16 protein-coding genes and 5 tRNA genes are annotated in these 18,319 nt (G+C 56.3%); 16 read left to right on the top strand and 5 right to left on the bottom strand.

The window, feature by feature from the left end:
- Nucleotides 1–14 precede the first annotated feature (14 nt).
- The 16 genes from NI40_RS17345 (at nt 15) to NI40_RS17270 (ending at nt 11,517) form a co-directional block, all read left to right on the top strand.
- On the top strand, nt 15–893 hold the full coding sequence (locus tag NI40_RS17345; protein ID WP_039263401.1) for a metal ABC transporter substrate-binding protein: 879 nt from the start codon (nt 15–17) through the stop codon (nt 891–893).
- A gap of 129 nt (nt 894–1,022) precedes the next feature.
- A complete protein-coding gene (pncC, locus tag NI40_RS17340) occupies nt 1,023–1,520 on the top strand; it encodes a nicotinamide-nucleotide amidase (protein WP_023308944.1) in 498 nt (165 codons plus the stop codon).
- Nucleotides 1,521–1,609: 89 nt separating this feature from the next.
- Nucleotides 1,610–2,668: a recombinase RecA gene (gene recA, locus NI40_RS17335; protein ID WP_023308943.1), complete on the top strand. Its 1,059-nt coding sequence runs from the start codon at nt 1,610–1,612 to the stop codon at nt 2,666–2,668.
- Between the two features lie 68 nt (nt 2,669–2,736).
- A complete protein-coding gene (recX, locus tag NI40_RS17330) occupies nt 2,737–3,237 on the top strand; it encodes a recombination regulator RecX (RefSeq protein WP_033146366.1) in 501 nt (166 codons plus the stop codon).
- Between the two features lie 131 nt (nt 3,238–3,368).
- The gene (gene alaS, locus NI40_RS17325; RefSeq protein ID WP_039263403.1) at nt 3,369–5,996 is read left to right on the top strand and encodes an alanine--tRNA ligase; all 2,628 of its coding nucleotides are present in this window, start codon (nt 3,369–3,371) and stop codon (nt 5,994–5,996) included.
- 241 nt (nt 5,997–6,237) lie between these two features.
- Nucleotides 6,238–6,423, top strand: coding sequence for a carbon storage regulator CsrA (gene csrA, locus NI40_RS17320; RefSeq protein ID WP_000906486.1), 186 nt, complete (start codon nt 6,238–6,240; stop codon nt 6,421–6,423).
- 342 nt (nt 6,424–6,765) lie between these two features.
- Nucleotides 6,766–6,858: transfer RNA gene (locus tag NI40_RS17315), tRNA-Ser, on the top strand.
- A gap of 4 nt (nt 6,859–6,862) precedes the next feature.
- Nucleotides 6,863–6,939 (top strand) — tRNA-Arg (locus NI40_RS17310).
- 64 nt (nt 6,940–7,003) lie between these two features.
- Nucleotides 7,004–7,080 (top strand) — tRNA-Arg (locus NI40_RS17305).
- 29 nt (nt 7,081–7,109) lie between these two features.
- A tRNA-Arg gene (locus NI40_RS17300) sits at nt 7,110–7,186 on the top strand.
- A 28-nt stretch (nt 7,187–7,214) separates the two neighbouring features.
- Nucleotides 7,215–7,291 (top strand) — tRNA-Arg (locus NI40_RS17295).
- Nucleotides 7,292–7,408: 117 nt separating this feature from the next.
- On the top strand, nt 7,409–7,975 hold the full coding sequence (gene yqaB / locus NI40_RS17290) for a fructose-1-phosphate/6-phosphogluconate phosphatase (RefSeq protein ID WP_032648006.1): 567 nt from the start codon (nt 7,409–7,411) through the stop codon (nt 7,973–7,975).
- On the top strand, nt 7,972–8,400 hold the full coding sequence (locus tag NI40_RS17285; protein ID WP_008499541.1) for a YqaA family protein: 429 nt from the start codon (nt 7,972–7,974) through the stop codon (nt 8,398–8,400). The genes yqaB and NI40_RS17285 overlap by 4 nt, the downstream gene beginning before the upstream one ends.
- 83 nt (nt 8,401–8,483) lie before the next feature.
- The gene (gene gshA, locus NI40_RS17280) at nt 8,484–10,028 is read left to right on the top strand and encodes a glutamate--cysteine ligase (RefSeq protein ID WP_039263405.1); all 1,545 of its coding nucleotides are present in this window, start codon (nt 8,484–8,486) and stop codon (nt 10,026–10,028) included.
- 153 nt (nt 10,029–10,181) lie between these two features.
- Nucleotides 10,182–10,697: an S-ribosylhomocysteine lyase gene (gene luxS, locus NI40_RS17275; protein ID WP_014884972.1), complete on the top strand. Its 516-nt coding sequence runs from the start codon at nt 10,182–10,184 to the stop codon at nt 10,695–10,697.
- Nucleotides 10,698–10,752: 55 nt separating this feature from the next.
- Nucleotides 10,753–11,517 carry an AraC family transcriptional regulator gene (locus tag NI40_RS17270; protein ID WP_039263407.1) on the top strand — a complete coding sequence of 255 codons (765 nt, stop codon included), beginning with the start codon at nt 10,753–10,755 and terminating at the stop codon, nt 11,515–11,517.
- On the opposite strand, the gene leuA is transcribed toward NI40_RS17270, so the two are convergent.
- The 5 genes from leuA to NI40_RS17245 all read right to left on the bottom strand — a co-directional run bounded on the left by leuA (nt 11,504) and on the right by NI40_RS17245 (nt 18,147).
- Entirely contained in the window at nt 11,504–13,159 is a 1,656-nt protein-coding gene (gene leuA, locus NI40_RS17265; protein WP_039263408.1) for a 2-isopropylmalate synthase, read from the bottom strand. The genes NI40_RS17270 and leuA overlap by 14 nt on opposite strands.
- A gap of 96 nt (nt 13,160–13,255) precedes the next feature.
- Nucleotides 13,256–14,803: a multidrug efflux MFS transporter permease subunit EmrB gene (gene emrB, locus NI40_RS17260; protein ID WP_023308935.1), complete on the bottom strand. Its 1,548-nt coding sequence runs from the start codon at nt 14,801–14,803 to the stop codon at nt 13,256–13,258.
- Between the two features lie 16 nt (nt 14,804–14,819).
- On the bottom strand, nt 14,820–15,992 hold the full coding sequence (emrA, locus tag NI40_RS17255; protein WP_039263409.1) for a multidrug efflux MFS transporter periplasmic adaptor subunit EmrA: 1,173 nt from the start codon (nt 15,990–15,992) through the stop codon (nt 14,820–14,822).
- 126 nt (nt 15,993–16,118) lie between these two features.
- Nucleotides 16,119–16,649 (bottom strand): transcriptional repressor MprA, encoded by a 531-nt coding sequence (gene mprA / locus NI40_RS17250; protein ID WP_023333174.1) that lies wholly within the window; start codon nt 16,647–16,649, stop codon nt 16,119–16,121.
- 313 nt (nt 16,650–16,962) lie between these two features.
- Nucleotides 16,963–18,147: an MFS transporter gene (locus tag NI40_RS17245; RefSeq protein WP_039263411.1), complete on the bottom strand. Its 1,185-nt coding sequence runs from the start codon at nt 18,145–18,147 to the stop codon at nt 16,963–16,965.
- Between the last annotated feature and the right edge of the window lie 172 nt (nt 18,148–18,319).

Genomic DNA, 18,319 nt, shown 5'->3' with positions numbered 1-18,319 from the left:
CGCAAGGGGAAACGATGAAACGTACAGGATTTGTAGTGGCGCTCGCGCTGGGGATGATGTCGCACGGCGTGATGGCGAAAACGCTGAATGTGGTGACCAGCTTTTCGATACTGGGGGATATCACGCAGGAGGTGGGCGGCGACCATGTGAACGTGACGACGCTGGTCGGGCCGGACGGCGATCCGCATACCTTCGAACCGTCGCCGAAAGACAGCGCGGCCCTGAGCAAGGCTGATGTGGTGGTGGTGAACGGCCTGGGGCTGGAAGGCTGGCTTGATCGTCTGGTGAAAGCCTCCGGGTTCAAAGGGCAACTGGTTGTCGCCTCAACAGGGGTGAAAACCCACACGCTTGAGGAAGATGGAAAGACTGTGACCGATCCGCACGCGTGGAACAGCGCGGCGAACGGGGCGCTGTATGCGCAAAATATTCTGAACGGGCTGGTGAAAGCCGATCCGCAAGATAAAGCGGCGCTCGAGGCTACCGGTAAGCCGTATATCGCGCAGCTGACACAACTGGATAACTGGGCCAAAACGCGCTTTAGTCAGATCCCGCCGGCGAAGCGTAACGTGCTGACCAGCCATGACGCGTTCGGCTATTTCAGCCGCGCTTACGGCGCGACGTTTATGGCGCCGCAGGGGCTGTCGTCTGAGAGCGAAGCCAGCGCGGCGCAGGTCGCCGAGATTATCAATCAGATTAAAGCCGACGGCGTGAAAACCTGGTTCATGGAGAATCAGCTCGATCCGCGTCTGGTGAAACAGATTGCGTCGGCGACGGGCGCACAGCCCGGGGGTGAGCTTTACCCCGAAGCGCTGTCGGCAAAAGGTGGGGTGGCAGACACCTACGTTAAGGCGTTTCGCCACAATGTGAACACCCTCGCTGACAGCATGAAATAACCTTTCCACCGCCGGTGCGTCCGTACCGGCTTTTTTCTGAAGCCCCCTCGTAAAACCTGAAGTCCATCCCCACATCTGACGAGAAAGTGCTATCTTGTGCAGCACGTTTTTCTGATGCCTGGAGCGAGAATGACTGACCATGAATTGATGCAGCTTAGCGAGATCGTTGGCCTTGCGCTGAAGCAGCGTGGCGCGACAATCACCACCGCGGAATCCTGCACCGGCGGCTGGGTGGCGAAAGCGATTACCGATATTGCCGGCAGTTCCGCCTGGTTTGAACGCGGTTTTGTGACCTACAGTAACGAAGCTAAAGCTCAGATGATTGGCGTGCGTGAATCCACGCTTGAACAGCATGGCGCGGTCAGCGAACCGGTGGTGATCGAGATGGCCATTGGCGCGCTCAAAGAGGCGCGGGCAGACTACGCGATTTCCATTAGCGGTATTGCGGGCCCGGACGGCGGCAGCGACGTGAAGCCTGTCGGCACCGTCTGGTTTGGGTTCGCCACCTCCAAAGGGGAAGGGATCACCCGCCGGGAGTGCTTCAGCGGCGATCGTGAAAGCGTACGTCGTCAGGCAACCGTTTATGCGTTAAAAACGCTCTGGCAACAATTTCTACAAAACACTTGATACTGTATGACCATACAGTATAATTGCACCAACAGAACAGAAATCCACGGTGAAGCACAGTCGCTTCTCCCGGCATGACAGGAGTAATAATGGCTATCGACGAAAACAAACAGAAAGCGTTGGCGGCAGCACTGGGCCAGATCGAAAAGCAATTCGGTAAAGGCTCCATCATGCGCCTGGGTGAAGACCGTTCCATGGATGTGGAAACCATCTCCACCGGTTCGCTTTCTCTGGATATCGCGCTGGGCGCTGGCGGTCTGCCTATGGGCCGTATCGTAGAAATCTACGGGCCAGAGTCCTCCGGTAAAACCACCCTGACGCTGCAGGTGATCGCCGCGGCACAGCGCGAAGGTAAAACCTGTGCGTTTATCGATGCCGAGCACGCGCTGGACCCTGTTTATGCCCGCAAGCTGGGTGTGGATATCGACAACCTGCTGTGTTCTCAGCCGGACACCGGTGAGCAGGCGCTGGAAATTTGTGACGCGCTGGCGCGTTCTGGTGCCGTTGACGTTATCGTGGTCGACTCCGTTGCCGCACTGACGCCAAAAGCCGAAATCGAAGGTGAAATCGGTGACTCGCATATGGGCCTCGCGGCACGTATGATGAGCCAGGCGATGCGTAAGCTGGCGGGTAACCTGAAGCAGTCCAACACGCTGCTGATCTTCATCAACCAGATCCGTATGAAAATTGGTGTGATGTTCGGTAACCCGGAAACCACTACCGGTGGTAACGCACTGAAATTCTACGCCTCTGTCCGTCTGGATATCCGCCGTATCGGCGCGGTGAAAGAGGGCGAAAACGTAGTCGGTAGCGAAACCCGCGTGAAGGTTGTGAAGAACAAAATCGCCGCGCCGTTCAAACAGGCTGAGTTCCAGATCCTCTACGGCGAAGGGATCAACTTCCTCGGCGAGCTGGTTGACCTGGGCGTGAAAGAGAAGCTGATTGAAAAAGCGGGCGCCTGGTACAGCTATAACGGTGACAAGATTGGTCAGGGTAAAGCGAACGCGATCTCCTGGCTGAAAGAGAACCCGGCTGCAGCGAAAGAGATTGAGAAGAAGGTACGTGAGCTTCTGCTGAACAACCAGGACTCCAAACCTGATTTCGTGGTCGATGCCGCGGATGCTGAAGAAACTAACGAAGACTTTTAATTGTTTCGTTTAAAAATGAAGGGCTGCTGATGCGGCCCTTTTTGCATTTCTGAATCAGCAGGTTTTTTATGAGTGAACCGACAACACGTAGACCCGCGTATGCGCGCTTACTGGACCGCGCGGTGCGCATCCTGGCCGTTCGTGACCACAGTGAACAGGAGCTGCGGCGAAAACTGTCGGCTCCGGTGATGAGTAAAAACGGGCCGGAAGAGATTGATGCCACCGCGGAAGATTATGACCGCGTGATTGCCTGGTGCTATGAGCATCGTTATCTCGATGACGAGCGCTTTGCCTCACGGTTTCTCGCCAGCCGCGGCCGTAAAGGATATGGGCCCGCGCGCATCCGGCAGGAACTGAACCAGAAAGGGGTGGCCAGGGAGTCCATCGAAAAAGCGATGCGCGAATGTGATACTGACTGGTGCGAGCTGGCCAGAGAACAGGCGATTCGTAAATACGGCGAACCGCTGCCGCGTGAGTTTTCAGAAAAAGTTAAAATCCAGCGCTTTTTGCTCTACCGCGGCTTTCTCATGGAAGATATTCAGGATATCTGGCGTAATTTTGCCGATTGAACGCATGCGGGATTTTACTTCCCACTAAAGAAAACTTATCTTATTCCCACTTTTTCCAGTAGCTGGTCTGTCCAACGGTTTACCGGTACAGGCTGGCTACGACATTTCGTTAGCTTGATTTCAGGATAATTATGAGCAAGAGCACCGCTGAGATCCGTCAGGCGTTTCTCGATTTTTTCCATAGTAAGGGACACCAGGTTGTTGCCAGCAGCTCCCTGGTACCGAACAACGATCCGACTCTGCTGTTTACCAACGCCGGGATGAACCAGTTCAAGGATGTGTTCCTTGGTCTCGACAAGCGTAATTATTCCCGCGCCACAACCTCACAGCGTTGCGTGCGTGCGGGCGGTAAACACAACGACCTGGAAAACGTCGGTTACACCGCGCGTCACCATACCTTCTTCGAAATGCTGGGTAACTTCAGCTTCGGCGACTACTTCAAACACGATGCCATTCAATATGCGTGGGAACTACTGACCGGTGAAAACTGGTTCAACCTGCCGAAAGAGCGTCTGTGGGTTACCGTCTATGAAACCGATGACGAAGCCTACGAAATCTGGGAAAAAGAAGTCGGGATCCCGCGCGAGCGTATTATTCGCATCGGTGATAACAAAGGCGCGCCATACGCGTCTGACAACTTCTGGCAGATGGGTGATACCGGCCCTTGCGGTCCGTGCACCGAGATCTTCTACGATCACGGCGACCACATCTGGGGTGGCCCTCCAGGCAGCCCGGAAGAAGACGGCGATCGCTACATTGAGATCTGGAACATCGTGTTCATGCAGTTCAACCGTCAGGCCGACGGTACGATGGAGCCGCTGCCGAAGCCTTCCGTCGATACCGGTATGGGTCTGGAGCGTATTGCCGCGGTTCTGCAGCACGTTAACTCCAACTACGAAATTGACCTGTTCAGCACTCTGATCAAAGCCGTTGCGAACGTTACCGGCGCGACCGATCTGAACAACAAATCGCTGCGCGTTATCGCGGACCACATTCGTTCCTGTGCGTTCCTGATTGCCGACGGCGTTATCCCGTCGAATGAAAACCGTGGCTACGTGCTGCGTCGTATCATTCGTCGTGCCATCCGTCACGGCAACATGCTGGGCGCGAAGGACACCTTCTTCTATAAACTCGTTGGGCCACTGATTGGCGTGATGGGTGCTGCCGGTGATGAGCTGAAACGCCAGCAGGCGCAGGTAGAGCAGGTTCTGAAAACCGAAGAAGAGCAGTTTGCGCGTACACTTGAGCGCGGCCTGGCGCTGCTGGACGAAGAGCTGGCGAAACTTAAGGGCGACACGCTGGATGGCGAAACCGCTTTCCGCCTGTACGACACCTACGGCTTCCCGGTTGACCTGACGGCGGACGTTTGCCGCGAGCGCAACATCAAAGTTGACGAAGCGGGCTTCGAAGCCGCGATGGAAGAGCAGCGTCGTCGTGCGCGTGAGTCCAGCGGTTTCGGTGCGGACTACAACGCGATGATTCGCGTTGATAGTGCATCGGAATTCAAAGGTTATGACGCGCTGGAACTGACCGGCAAAGTCACCGCTCTGTTTGTTGACGGTAAAGCCGTGGACAGCATCAGCGCGGGTCAGGATGCGGTTGTCATTCTGGACAAAACGCCGTTCTACGCGGAATCCGGCGGTCAGGTTGGCGATAAGGGCGAACTGAAAGGCAACGGCTTTAGCTTTAGCGTCAGCGACACCCAGAAATACGGTCAGGCGATTGGTCACCAGGGCAAACTGGTTTCCGGTTCTCTGAAAGTGGGCGAGGGCGTACAGGCTAACGTGGATGAAGCTCGCCGCGCGCGCATTCGTCTGAACCACTCTGCAACCCACCTGATGCACGCTGCCCTGCGCGACGTACTCGGTACCCACGTTGCACAGAAAGGTTCTCTGGTTAACGACAAAGTGCTGCGTTTCGACTTCTCGCATTTTGAAGCGATGAAACCGTCTGAGATCCGCGCGGTGGAAGATCTGGTGAACGTGCAGATCCGTCGTAACCTGCCAATCGAGACCCACATCATGGAGCTCGAGGACGCCAAGAAAAAAGGTGCGATGGCGCTGTTTGGTGAGAAATATGACGACCGCGTTCGCGTGCTGAGCATGGGCGACTTCTCTACCGAGCTGTGCGGCGGTACGCACGCATCGCGCACCGGTGACATCGGCCTGTTCCGCATTGTTTCCGAGTCGGGTACGGCGGCAGGCGTGCGTCGTATTGAAGCGGTGACCGGTGAAGGTGCGATTGCCAGCCTGCATGCGCAGAGCGATCAGCTGCACGACATCGCGCAGCTGCTGAAAGGCGATAGCCAGAACCTGGGCGAGAAAGTGCGCGTTGCGCTGGATCGCACGCGTCAGCTGGAAAAAGAGCTGCAGCAGCTGAAAGAGCAGGCTGCGGCGCAGGAGAGTGCAAACCTCTCCAGCAAGGCTGTAGACATTAAGGGCGTCAAACTGCTGGTCAGCGATCTGGCGGGCGTTGAGCCTAAGATGCTGCGTACTATGGTCGACGATCTCAAGAACCAGCTTGGTTCTACCGTTATCGTGCTGGCGACAGTGGCAGAAGGTAAGGTTTCTCTGATTGCGGGCGTCTCTAAGGATGTGACCGACCGCGTTAAAGCAGGGGAACTGATTGGTATGGTCGCTCAGCAGGTGGGCGGCAAGGGTGGCGGTCGTCCGGACATGGCGCAAGCCGGTGGTACGGATGCGGCGGCACTTCCGCAAGCTTTGGCCAGCGTTGAAAGCTGGGTAAGCGCGAAACTGTAATAACTACAAAGCACAAGCAGACGCCATAGCGGTAACGTTATGGCGTCTTGTTCACTGTGCTATCGATAACGATAAAGTCAGGTTGAGTTTGTGTATATCGGCTAAACTTACGTTTAACAGAATGTGATGCCGTGACTGCTTACACTTTACGTGTTTGTCATCGCTTACTTTTTGGCGTTATATGATGGATAATGCCGGGATACAAGAGACCCGACTCTTTTAATCTTTCAAGGAGCAAAGAATGCTGATTCTGACTCGTCGAGTTGGTGAGACCCTCATGATTGGGGATGAGGTCACCGTGACAGTTTTAGGGGTAAAGGGTAACCAGGTACGTATTGGTGTTAACGCTCCTAAAGAAGTATCTGTCCACCGTGAAGAGATCTACCAGCGTATCCAGGCTGAAAAATCCCAGCAGTCCAGTTACTGATATTGTCGCGTCTCGCTGTCGGGCGAGACGCAACCCTCCTGTCATTTTTCCTGCTCAACGTTACCGTTTAATTTCAAACGCTCTCTTTTTAACCACTCTATTACCCCAAACTCGCCCCTACGCCGCCATTTCTGCAAAGGTTTTCTGTGAAGATGCCTGCAAAATCCGCTTATAAAACACCCTCTTTGCGGCTTTTACATGCGAATTGCGTGTGATTTGTGCAAACGATAAAAGCTTTTGGAAAATTGTTTGACTTATAAGTCCCAGAAAGTAATATATGCGCCACGCAGCGACGAGAAGCTCTTAACGAGTAACTCGAAGCACTTGAAAGAGGCGTTGTGTGGTGAGGTGGCCGAGAGGCTGAAGGCGCTCCCCTGCTAAGGGAGTATGCGGTCAAAAGCTGCATCCGGGGTTCGAATCCCCGCCTCACCGCCATTTTGCATCCGTAGCTCAGCTGGATAGAGTACTCGGCTACGAACCGAGCGGTCGGAGGTTCGAATCCTCCCGGATGCACCATCTATTACTTCATATTGCTTTAGAAGTGATATGAATATCGAGCAGTACAGTAGTAAATCCCGATGCATCCGTAGCTCAGCTGGATAGAGTACTCGGCTACGAACCGAGCGGTCGGAGGTTCGAATCCTCCCGGATGCACCATTTACTATTTCTGAAAGCAGTACCCTGATGCATCCGTAGCTCAGCTGGATAGAGTACTCGGCTACGAACCGAGCGGTCGGAGGTTCGAATCCTCCCGGATGCACCATTATTATTTCTGAAAGTAGTTCCCTGATGCATCCGTAGCTCAGCTGGATAGAGTACTCGGCTACGAACCGAGCGGTCGGAGGTTCGAATCCTCCCGGATGCACCATCTTCTCCTTCTTTGTTTATTCCTTCGACGTTCCGTCAGCAATCACACTCTCAGTCAGCGACAAAAATCACCATTTACGATAAAGTAATGCTTTGTTAATCGTTTAGCGAGAGCACGATGTACGCACAGTATGACGGTTTGATCTTCGATATGGACGGCACTCTCCTGGATACCGAACCCACGCATCGTCAAGCCTGGACTGACGTCCTGGGCCGCTACGGCATGCGTTTCGATCTTCAGGCGATGATTGCCCTCAACGGATCTCCCACCTGGCGTATTGCGCAGGCCGTGATTGAACTGAATCAGGCCGATCTCGACCCGCACCTGCTCGCGCGCGAAAAAACCGATGCGGTAAAAGCCATGCTTTTAGATACCGTACGCCCTCTGCCGCTGATTGATGTGGTAAAAGAGTGGCACGGGCGCCGCCCGATGTCTGTAGGAACCGGGAGCGAAAGCGCGATTGCAGAAGCTTTGCTCAACCATCTTGGCCTGCGCCACTATTTTTCTGCCGTGGTCGCCGCCGATCATGTTAAACATCACAAGCCCGCACCGGACACCTTCCTGCTTTGCGCAGAATTAATGGGCGTCCCGGCGGCAAAATGTGTCGTGTTTGAAGACGCCGATTTCGGCATTCAGGCCGCGCGTGATGCCGGAATGGATGCGGTGGATGTGCGCTTACTGTGAGTGACGCGCTGTCACTTGCCTCATTATTCGCCAGCAGTTTTTTAAGCGCCACGCTGTTACCGGGAAATTCGGAAGTGGTGCTGGTGGCGATGCTGTTGTCCGGCGTGAGTCAGCCCTGGCTGCTTGTATTAATAGCAACAATGGGTAATAGCCTTGGAGGGCTGACTAACGTTATTCTTGGGCGTTTCTTTCCGCTGCGCGAAAAATCGCGCTGGCAGGAAAAGGCAGTCGGCTGGCTAAAACGCTATGGCGCTGCCACGCTGTTATTAAGCTGGATGCCTGTAATAGGCGATTTACTGTGTCTGCTGGCGGGATGGATGCGCATCTCCTGGGGACCGGTGCTCTTTTTTTTGTGCCTTGGCAAGGCGTTGCGCTATGTTCTCGTGGCGTGGGCAACACTACAGGGTATGACGTGGTGGCACTAATTGGTGGAATGAATACGCGACCTTCAATCGTCAACCATTACAATTATGCTGAGTAACATTACTTTGACAGGCGGGAGGTCAATTTGATCCCGGACGTATCTCAGGCGCTGGCCTGGCTGGAAAACCACCCTCAGGCATTGAAGGGTATTCAGCGTGGTCTTGAGCGTGAAACGCTGCGCGTTAACGCGGACGGTAGCTTAGCGACGACGGGTCACCCGAAGGCGTTAGGCTCGGCGCTGACACATAAATGGATCACAACCGATTTCGCTGAGGCACTGCTGGAGTTCATCACGCCAGTAGAGGGTGATATTGATCATATGCTGACGATCATGCGCGATATCCATCGCTACACCGCGCGCAACATGGGCGACGAACGTATGTGGCCCCTCAGCATGCCGTGCTATATCGAGCAGGGCCAGGAGATTGAGCTGGCGCAGTACGGCACGTCAAATATCGGCCGGCTGAAAACGCTCTATCGCGAAGGGCTGAAAAACCGCTACGGCGCGTTGATGCAGACGATCTCGGGCGTGCATTACAACTTCTCGCTGCCAATGGCGTTCTGGCAGGCGAAATGCGGTGAAACGGATAAAGACGCGATCTCTGAAGGCTACTTCCGCCTGATCCGCAACTATTACCGTTTCGGCTGGGTGATCCCGTATCTGTTTGGTGCCTCCCCGGCGATCTGTTCTTCGTTCCTGCAGGGGAAACCGACCACGCTGCCGTTCGAGAAGACCGAGTGCGGAATGTACTATCTCCCGTACGCCACCTCTCTGCGCCTGAGCGATCTCGGTTATACCAATAAATCGCAAAGCAATCTCGGTATTACGTTTAACGAATTGCACGAATATGTGGCAGGATTGAAGCGGGCGATCAAAACCCCGTCGGAAGAGTACGAGAAAATCGGCCTCGAAAAAGACGGCAAGCGCCTGCAAATCAACAGCAATGTGCTGCAGATTGAAAACGAGCTGTATGCGCCTATTCGTCCTAAGCGCGTAACGCGCAGCGGTGAAACCCCGTCGGATGCGCTGCAGCGCGGCGGGATTGAATACATTGAAGTGCGTTCGCTGGATATCAACCCGTTCTCACCGATTGGCGTTGATGAGCAGCAGATTCGCTTCCTGGATCTGTTTATGGTCTGGTGCGTGCTGGCGGATGCGCCGGAAATGAGTTCAGACGAACTGCTTTGTACCCGTACAAACTGGAATCGCGTGATTCTGGAAGGGCGTAAGCCGGGCCTGACGCTGGGTATTGGCTGCGAAACGGCACAGTTCCCGCTGACAAAAGTCGGCAAAGATCTGTTCCGCGACCTGAAGCGTGTTGCACGCACAATGGACAGCATCGACGGCGGCGACGCGTATCAACAGATCTGCGATCAGCTGATGGAATGTTTTGATAATCCGGAACTGACGTTCTCAGCGCGTATTCTGCGTTCTATGATCGATCAGGGCATTGGCGGCACCGGGCGTTCACTCTCAGCGGAGTACCGCGAGATGCTGATGCAGGAGCCGTTAGAAGTGCTGAGCGAAGCGGATTTTGTCGCGGAACGCGATGCGTCCGTGGTGCGTCAGAAAGAGGTTGAAGCGGCGGATACCGAGTCGTTTGAGGCGTTTCTGGCGAAGCAGTCTTAAGCAGAAAAGAAAAAGGCCACATCGCTGTGGCCAAAATATACATCTCTGAATTCAGGGATGATGATAACAAATGCGCGTCTTTCATATAGTCAGACGTGCATTCTGTAGAAGAGTTCAGTTTATTTTAAAAAAAATCACTGTCGGAGGTGACGTATGCCGTTATTAGATAGCTTTACTGTCGACCATACCCGTATGGAAGCACCTGCAGTACGCGTGGCGAAGACCATGCACACCCCGCACGGCGACACGATCACCGTCTTCGATCTGCGTTTCTGCGTGCCAAATAAAGAAGTGATGCCAGAGAAAGGCATTCATACCCTGGAACACCTGTTCGCCGGTTTCATGCGTGACCATCTGAACGGCAACGGCGTTGAGATCATCGACATCTCTCCGATGGGCTGCCGTACCGGTTTCTACATGAGCCTGATTGGCCAGCCGGAAGAGAAACGCGTCGCTGATGCGTGGAAAGCGGCGATGGAAGACGTGCTGAAGGTGAAAGAGCAGAACCAGATCCCTGAGCTGAACGTTTACCAGTGCGGTACTTACCAGATGCACTCTCTGGAAGAAGCGCAGGACATCGCGCGTCACATCATCGAGCGTGATGTTCGCGTGAACAGCAACGAAGAGCTGGCCCTGCCAAAAGAAAAACTGCAGGAACTGCACATCTAGTGCACCTTTTCCCTCTCCCTCCGGGAGAGGGTAGGGGTGAGGGTGGTTTAACCCCATGACCACAACCTCAACATTCTCCTTTACCCATCGTCCCCTCGTTCCGTTTGCCCATGATTACGTTCATGGTGACAGCGAGCCGTGGCATGAGCACGACTGCGCGCAGCTGTTGCACACCCTGAGCGGCGTGGTACGGGTCGATACGGCTTCGGGCTGTTGGGTTGTTCCTCCCGGTCGCGGCGTCTGGCTACCGGCAGGGACCCGCCACTCGCTTCGCATCACCGGCAACGTGGCGGCGCGAACGCTGTTTATCGATCCGCTGGCGCGGGCCGATCTCCCGGCCACCTGTCAGATCGTGCAGATCGCGCCGCTTTTGCGCGAGCTGATCCTCGTCTCTCTTGCTTTACCTGAATCGTACTCGCCCGGCAGCCGGGATGAACGCGTCTATGAACTCATTCTTGATGAAATCCGCACCATGCCGGTGCTGCCGTTTCATCTGCCGGAGCCGGAAAGCGAGGCGTTACATCACCTGTGTTTGCAAATCCGGCAAAACGCGGGGGAGAGCTGGAGCAGCGCGCAGGCCGCGAGCATGATGAACATGAGCGAACGCACCCTGAACCGCCATTTTCAGCAGCAGACGGGATTAAGCTACGGCGAATGGTTGAGAAGGGCGCGCCTGCTGGAAGCCTTAGTGCGGCTGGCGCAGGGCCAGCCGGTGCTGCGCGTGGCGCTGGATCTGGGTTACGGCAGCCACAGCGCCTTTACGGCGATGTTCCGCCGGGTGATGGGCATCTCACCCAGCGATTACTTTAAGAACGACTGACGGCGTTTAAGAGCGCCTGAAGCGACGCGCGCGCCACGTCGCTGTCGATGCCCACGCCCCAGCGGCTGCTGCCGTCCTGGAACAGGCAGCGGATGTAGGCCACCGAGCGGCTGTCGCTGCGTTCGCCTAACGTATGCTCGTGATAATCCTTAATCACGAACGGGGCGTTGACCCAGCGGCTTAAGCCGTGAGCGGCGGCGGAGAGCAGACCGTTACCCTGACCTTCCAGCTGACGCGTTCCCCCCTGCGTAGCGATGCTTGCCGTCAAACGCAGCTGGCCGTCCTGCTGGCTGTCGCTGCGGTAGGATTGCAGCGCAAACTGCGGCGAAGCTACCAGGCCGTAGCGGGTGCGGAAAAGCTGCCACAGCGCATTTTGCGTCATCTCTTTTCCGTGGCGATCGGTTTCCTGCTGCACGTGCTGGCTGAAATCCTGCTGCAGGGTGCGGGGTAATTTCAGGCCATGATTCTGTTCGATGAGCCACGCGCTGCCGCTTTTCCCTGACTGGCTGTTTACGCGGATCACCGCTTCGTAGGTGCAGCCGATATCCTGCGGATCGACGGGCAGATACGGCATCTCCCAGCGATCGCCAGGCCTGCGGGCATCAAAGCCTTTTTTGATCGCGTCCTGGTGCGAGCCGGAGAAGGCGGTATAGGCCAGCCGTCCGGCCCACGGGTGGCGCGGATGCACCGGCAGCTGGTTGCAGGCTTCCACCACTTCCACGATCCGGTTCATATCGCTAAAGTCGAGATTCGGGCTGACGCCCTGGCTGTAGAGGTTCATCGCCAGCGTCACCAGGCAGACGTTGCCCGTGCGCTCGCCGTTACCAAACAGACAGCCCTCCACGCGGTCTGCCCCCGCCATCACGGCCAGCTCGGCGCTGGCGACGCCGGTACCGCGGTCGTTATGCGGATGCACGCTGATGCAGACATCCCGGCGGCGGCTGAAGTGGCGACAGAAATACTCGATCTGGTCGGCATAGACGTTCGGCGTGCTCACTTCGACGGTTGCGGGTAAGTTGATCACCATGGGCCGTTCGTCGCACGGCTGCCACATCTCCGCCACGGCTTCACAAATCTCCAGCGCAAACTCCGGCTCGGTAAAGCAGAAGGTCTCCGGGGAATACTCATACTGCCAGCGAGTGTCCGGGTTCTCTTCACACAGCTGACGAATTAGCCGCGTGGAGCGCGTCGCCAGCTCAACGATTTGCGCTTTCTCCATGCCGAACACCAGGCGGCGGAACAGCGGGGCGGTGGCGTTATACAGATGGACGGTGGCCTGTTTCGCACCGCGCAGGGATTCGAAAGTGCGATGGATGAGATCTTCCCGCGCCTGGGTTAATACCTGAATCGTGACGTCATCCGGGATGCGGTTCTCTTCAATCAGCTGGCGAACGAAGTTGAAGTCGGTCTGCGAGGCGGATGGGAAAGCCACCTCAATTTCTTTGAATCCGCAGCCCAGCAGCAGATCCCAGAACTGCAGCTTGCGGGTGCTGTCCATCGGCTCGGCAAGGGCCTGGTTGCCGTCGCGTAAGTCGGTTGAGAGCCAGCGCGGCGCGCGGGTAATGCGTTGCTCCGGCCAGCGGCGGTCGGGCAGGGAAAGGGTCGGATAGGGTTGGTACTTGTCGGCGGGTGTGTTCAGCATGATGCGCTCCTGTTGTCTTTTCACTATCGTGAATGGATTTCAGGAGCGCTGCTTTATCGACACTGACAATCGCTGTCGCGTTCTGGACAACGCGAATTAGTGCGCACCACCGCCGCCGCTACCGGCGCCAAACGGTGGTTTAGCAAACCACACTAGCCCCAGCAGGACGATAAAGATCCCCGCCGATATCCAGAAAATCTCGTTGGCCGAGATAATCAGACCCTGGTTGGTGATCTGCTGGGCAATCCACCCTGACGCCTGCTGCTCCGTCATACCCATTCCCTGCAGCTGGTTGTACATCTCCCGGGAGTTCGGGTTGAACGGGTTCACCGCTTCGGTCAGCTGGGCATGGTGCATCGATTCACGGTTCGTCCACAGGGTGGTGGTGATCGACGTACCTATCGAGCCCGCCAGCGTTCGCGTAAAGTTCGACAGGCTCGATGCGGCCGCCATGCGCTCAGGCGGTAAACCGGAAAGCGTGATGGTGGTCAGTGGCATAAAGAAACACGCCACGGCAAAGCCCTGAATAAACTGCGGCCACGCGGACGCGCCAAAGTCCATTCCCGGTTCGAACGTATACGCGCGCCAGTAGAAGCACACGGCGTACATGATAAAGCTGAACGTCACCAGCCGGCGCATGTCGAGCTTGTGGGCGAAGCGGCCAATAATCGGCGACAGCAGAACCGGAATCAATCCAACCGGCGCCGAGGCTAAACCTGCCCAGGTTGCGGTGTAGCCGTATACCTCCTGCAACAGCTGCGGCAGCAGTACAATCGCGCCGAAGTAGAGCATGTAGGCGAGGCTGATACACAGACAGCCTATGGTGAAGTTTCGCGATTTAAACAGCGACAGGTCGACTATCGGGTTATCGTCCGTCAGCTCCCAGACAATCAGGAAGCTCAGCGACACCACCGCGACAATCGTCAGGATGATGATCTCCCTGGAGTTGAACCAGTCCAGCTCTTTGCCCTGGTCGAGCATGACCTGCAGGCTACCGATGCCGACAACCAGCAGTGCCAGACCAATGGCGTCGATACGCCGCTGTTCCGTCCGGGTTTCTCTGCCGCGCAGCGACTGGAGCGTCAGCATTACCACGAGGGCGCCAATCGGTACGTTGATGAAGAAGATCCAGCCCCAGTGATAGTTGTCGCTGATATAGCCGCCTAAGATAGGCCCGCAAATCGGCGCGACAATCACGGTCATTGACCACAGCGCCAGCGCAATCGAGCGTTTGGCTGGCGGGTAGTTGTTCAGCAGTAAGCTCTGCGACAGCGGGATCAGCGGCCCGGCGACAATCCCCTGAATGACGCGGAAGAAAATCAGCATCGTCAGGCTGCTGGACATGCCGCACGCCCAGGAGGCAAGAACGAACAATACCGTTGACCAGAGGAACAGCTTCACTTCACCGACGCGCTTTGCCAGCCAGCCGGTAATCGGAATGGAGATGGCGTTTGCCACCCCAAACGAGGTAATGACCCAGGTCCCCTGGCTCAGCGACGAGCCAAGGTTACCGGCGATGGTCGGGATCGCCACGTTTGCGATGGTGGAGTCCAGCACCTGCATGAATGTCGCCAGCGACAGCGCGATGGTCATAATGACCAGCTGCGCGCCTTCCAGCGGTTTTTGCGGCTTTTGCTGTTGCATAACGCTCACCTTCGGATTAACCGGCGTTTGCCTTCACGATGTCATCGATCAGCTTGTTGACCGGATCGAGGCTAATTTCACGGGCGTTACTTTCATAAGCCGGGCTGCTGCGCACCTGGCTTGCCAGGATCTGACCGTCGCGGTTGGCGGTGTCGACCGTTACCAGCGTAGAGAGGCCGATACGCAGCGGGTGATCCGCAAGCTGTTTGGCATCCAGCTCAATACGCACGGGCAGACGCTGAACCACTTTGATCCAGTTACCGGTGGCGTTTTGCGCAGGCAGCAGGGAGAAGGCGCTGCCGGTCCCCATGTCCAGGCCGACCACTTTACCGGTGTACTTCACGTCATCGCCATAGATGTCGCTGACAACCGTCGCGCTCTGGCCGATACGCATATGGGCAAGCTGCGTCTCTTTAAAGTTGGCGTCTACCCACAGATTGTCTGCCGGCACGACCGCCATCAGCGGCGTGGTTGGGCTAATCTGCGCCCCTGGCTGGACGGAACGACGGGAGACATAGCCGGTCATCGGGCTGACGATTTTGGTACGCTGCAGGGCAAGCCACGCGTTGCGCACTTCGGTCGCCGACTGCTGTACGGCAGGCTGGTTTTCCAGACTGGTGCCCAGCACCATCGCCTGGTTGGCGTTGTACTGTTGAATCGCCACATCCAGCTGTGCCTGAGCGCTGGCAACGGCGTCGCGGGCGTGCTGCAGCTCTTCACGGCCAATCAGGTTGGCGCTGCCGAGCGGTACGCGGCGGTTCAGATCGCTCTGCGCCTGCGCTAGCGCCGTTTTCTGCACGTCGATGTTGGCCTGCAGCTGTTTGCTGTTGATCATCAGCTGGCGGGTCTGACGGACGCTGGAGGCCAGCGTGGTCTGTGCTTTTTCAAACGCCTGCTGGGCGTCGGTTGGATCGAGGGTCACCAACACATCGCCTTTTTGCACAAAGTCGGTATTGTCAGCCCAGACTTTCGTCACGCTGCCCGACACCTGCGCCATAATTTGTACCTGGTTCCCTGCCACGTACGCGTCGTCAGTCTCTTCAGCATGACGCAGTACTAAAAACCAATAGATCCCATATGCCACGGCAATAATGATAAAGAGCAAGGTCAACAGAAGAAGGGCGCTCTTACGTTTGCCTTTCTTGTTGGCCGGTTGCTGCGGGGTAGTGCTCTCCGCATTTGCGCTCATTGTTGTTCTCCACGATCTTCTTATTTTCACATCGGCTGAGCCGACCTGTTGTCAGAAAGGCCAGCACTGTGACGTGCTGGCCTGTCGGTTTTCTTATGAATCTGGAATGGTGAGCGTGTCGTCGCGTTAGCGCAGCGCCTCAAGAACGGCGCCGTCTTCATCCATCTGGTCCAGACGGGTGAGCAGCTTGCGAGTGATGTGCTCAAGCTGGTCGCGCTCGGCGGTGCTGAGTACAGACCAGAGTTTGTGCAGGCAATTGTGCTGAGGTGGCAGCACCTCGCGCAGGAACTGGTGACCTTTATCGGTCAGTTGCAGATGCAGGCAGCGGCGATCGTTGTCGCTTTCACGGCGCTCAATCCAGCCGCGCTTTTCGAGTTCATCGGCAATACGGGTCGCATTGGTACGGGAGGAGCCCAGCGCGCAGCTCAGTTCGGAAGGCTGAATGCTGTGATTTTCCTGAGACTCCAGCGTAATCAACGCCATAAACAACGTCTCGTTAATCCCTTGAGCTTTCAGCATTTTATTACGGTTTTCCAGTAGCTTACCCTGCATGTGCATGCACAGGCGAGTCAGCAGGATTTCCTGATACGGAAAGTCCTCATGGCGACTGGCGCGGAATTTAAGCATTTGTTCAATGGGCGTAAACGAACTATCCATTTGGGCATAACCTCATTAATTACAGCCGATATAGTAACGATAGTGACAAATAATGTAAATGAATTATTTGTGCGGTTATATCCGCCAAACTTATGTCACCATCAGAAAGCGCCGGGTAAGTCCGTGACCCGGTGAGCACAGAAAGCGTTGGGTGTGAACCCGCTGAAGAGAGGATGTGAGGACGGGGGTCTGAACTATTCATGCCGATTGTAAATATGTCACCCACATTAAAATTTCTGGGATAAATGATTACGTTTACATTAACAGAGTGAAGGGCCTCTTAACACCCTAAGAGGCCAACTCAATGTAAATGTTAGTTAATTGCATCCTGACGGTGATAACCGCGCCACCATACTAGCAGGTTGAGGGTGGCGACGATGGCCCCGATCGCGCATACCCCCGACCAGCCCGCATGCTGCCACGCCGACGCTGAAATAAGCGAACCCGCTGCGCCGCCGATGAAGTAGCTGGTCATGTATCCGGCCGTCAGGCGGTTACGCGCCTCTGGCTTCACGCGATAGATGACGGTCTGATTGGTGATGTGAACGCCCTGAACGGTGAGATCGAGCACCAGGATACCGACGATCAGCGCCAGCACCGAGATGTGTCCGTACCAGATCGCCGCCCAGGAGAGCAGAAGTAAAACCAGCCCTGCGGAGGTGGTCAGGTGGGATTTGCCCTTGTCGGCCAGCCCGCCAGCGGGGCGTGCGCCCAGCGCGCCTGCGGCACCGGCCAGGCCGAACAGGCCAATCACCCCTTCGGAATAATTGAACGGCGGCGCGGCCAGCAGAAACGCCATTGACGTCCAGAGAATGCTGAAGTTAGCGAAGGTGAAACAGCCCAGCAGGGCGCGGGTGCGCAGAAGCTTGTCCTGCGTAAACAGGCTGAAAACGGAGGCCAGCAGCTGAGGATAGTTCAGGTGGTTTTCCTGCTTCACCTTTGGCAGCCCGCGCCACAGCGCCAGCGCCATGACGACCATCAGCACGCTCGCCACCCAGTATACGGTGCGCCAGCCGCCGAGGCTTGCCAGCAGCCCGGCAACGGTACGCGCCAGCAAAATCCCCAGCAGCAGGCCGCTCATGATGGTGCCCACCACCTTGCCGCGTTTTTCCGGAGAGGCGAGGGTCGCGGCGAGCGGGACCAGGATTTGCGCCACCACGGAGAACAGCCCGGTAAGCGCGGTTCCGACGATCATCATCGTCAGCGACTGGCTGCTGGCGGTGATCAGCATCCCACCGGCGGCCAGCAGGGTCATGGAGACGATCAGCATTCGGCGTTCAAACATATCGCCGAGCGGCACCAGGAACAGCAGCCCGGCGGCATAGCCCAGCTGTGCAGCGGTAACGATAAAGCCTGCGGAGCTGGCGGAGAGATTGAACGCGCGGGCGATGGTGTCGAGAAGGGGTTGTGCGTAATAGTTGCTGGCGACCGCCAGACCCGTTGCCACGGACATTAAAAGGATGAGTGCGGGGCTAAGCCCTTGAGCTGTTTTTGTCATTAGTTTCAGGAATCGTTAGTTGAGTGATTATTTTTCCGGAAACCATAATAGCTAATGATTGTGAATATTGGGGGATTGTTGGGTGATGTATTGTGCGGTTTAGGGGGATTGTGCGGTTTGATCCCCTCACCCCGGCCCTCTCCCAAGGGGAGAGGGAGGTCATCGTCCCCTC

Source organism: Enterobacter sp. E20, assembly GCF_000801755.2.
Lineage (GTDB): Bacteria > Pseudomonadota > Gammaproteobacteria > Enterobacterales > Enterobacteriaceae > Enterobacter > Enterobacter asburiae_B.
The sequence above is the reverse complement of the archived record's forward strand: the minus strand, read 5'-3'. Positions and strand labels throughout refer to the sequence as shown.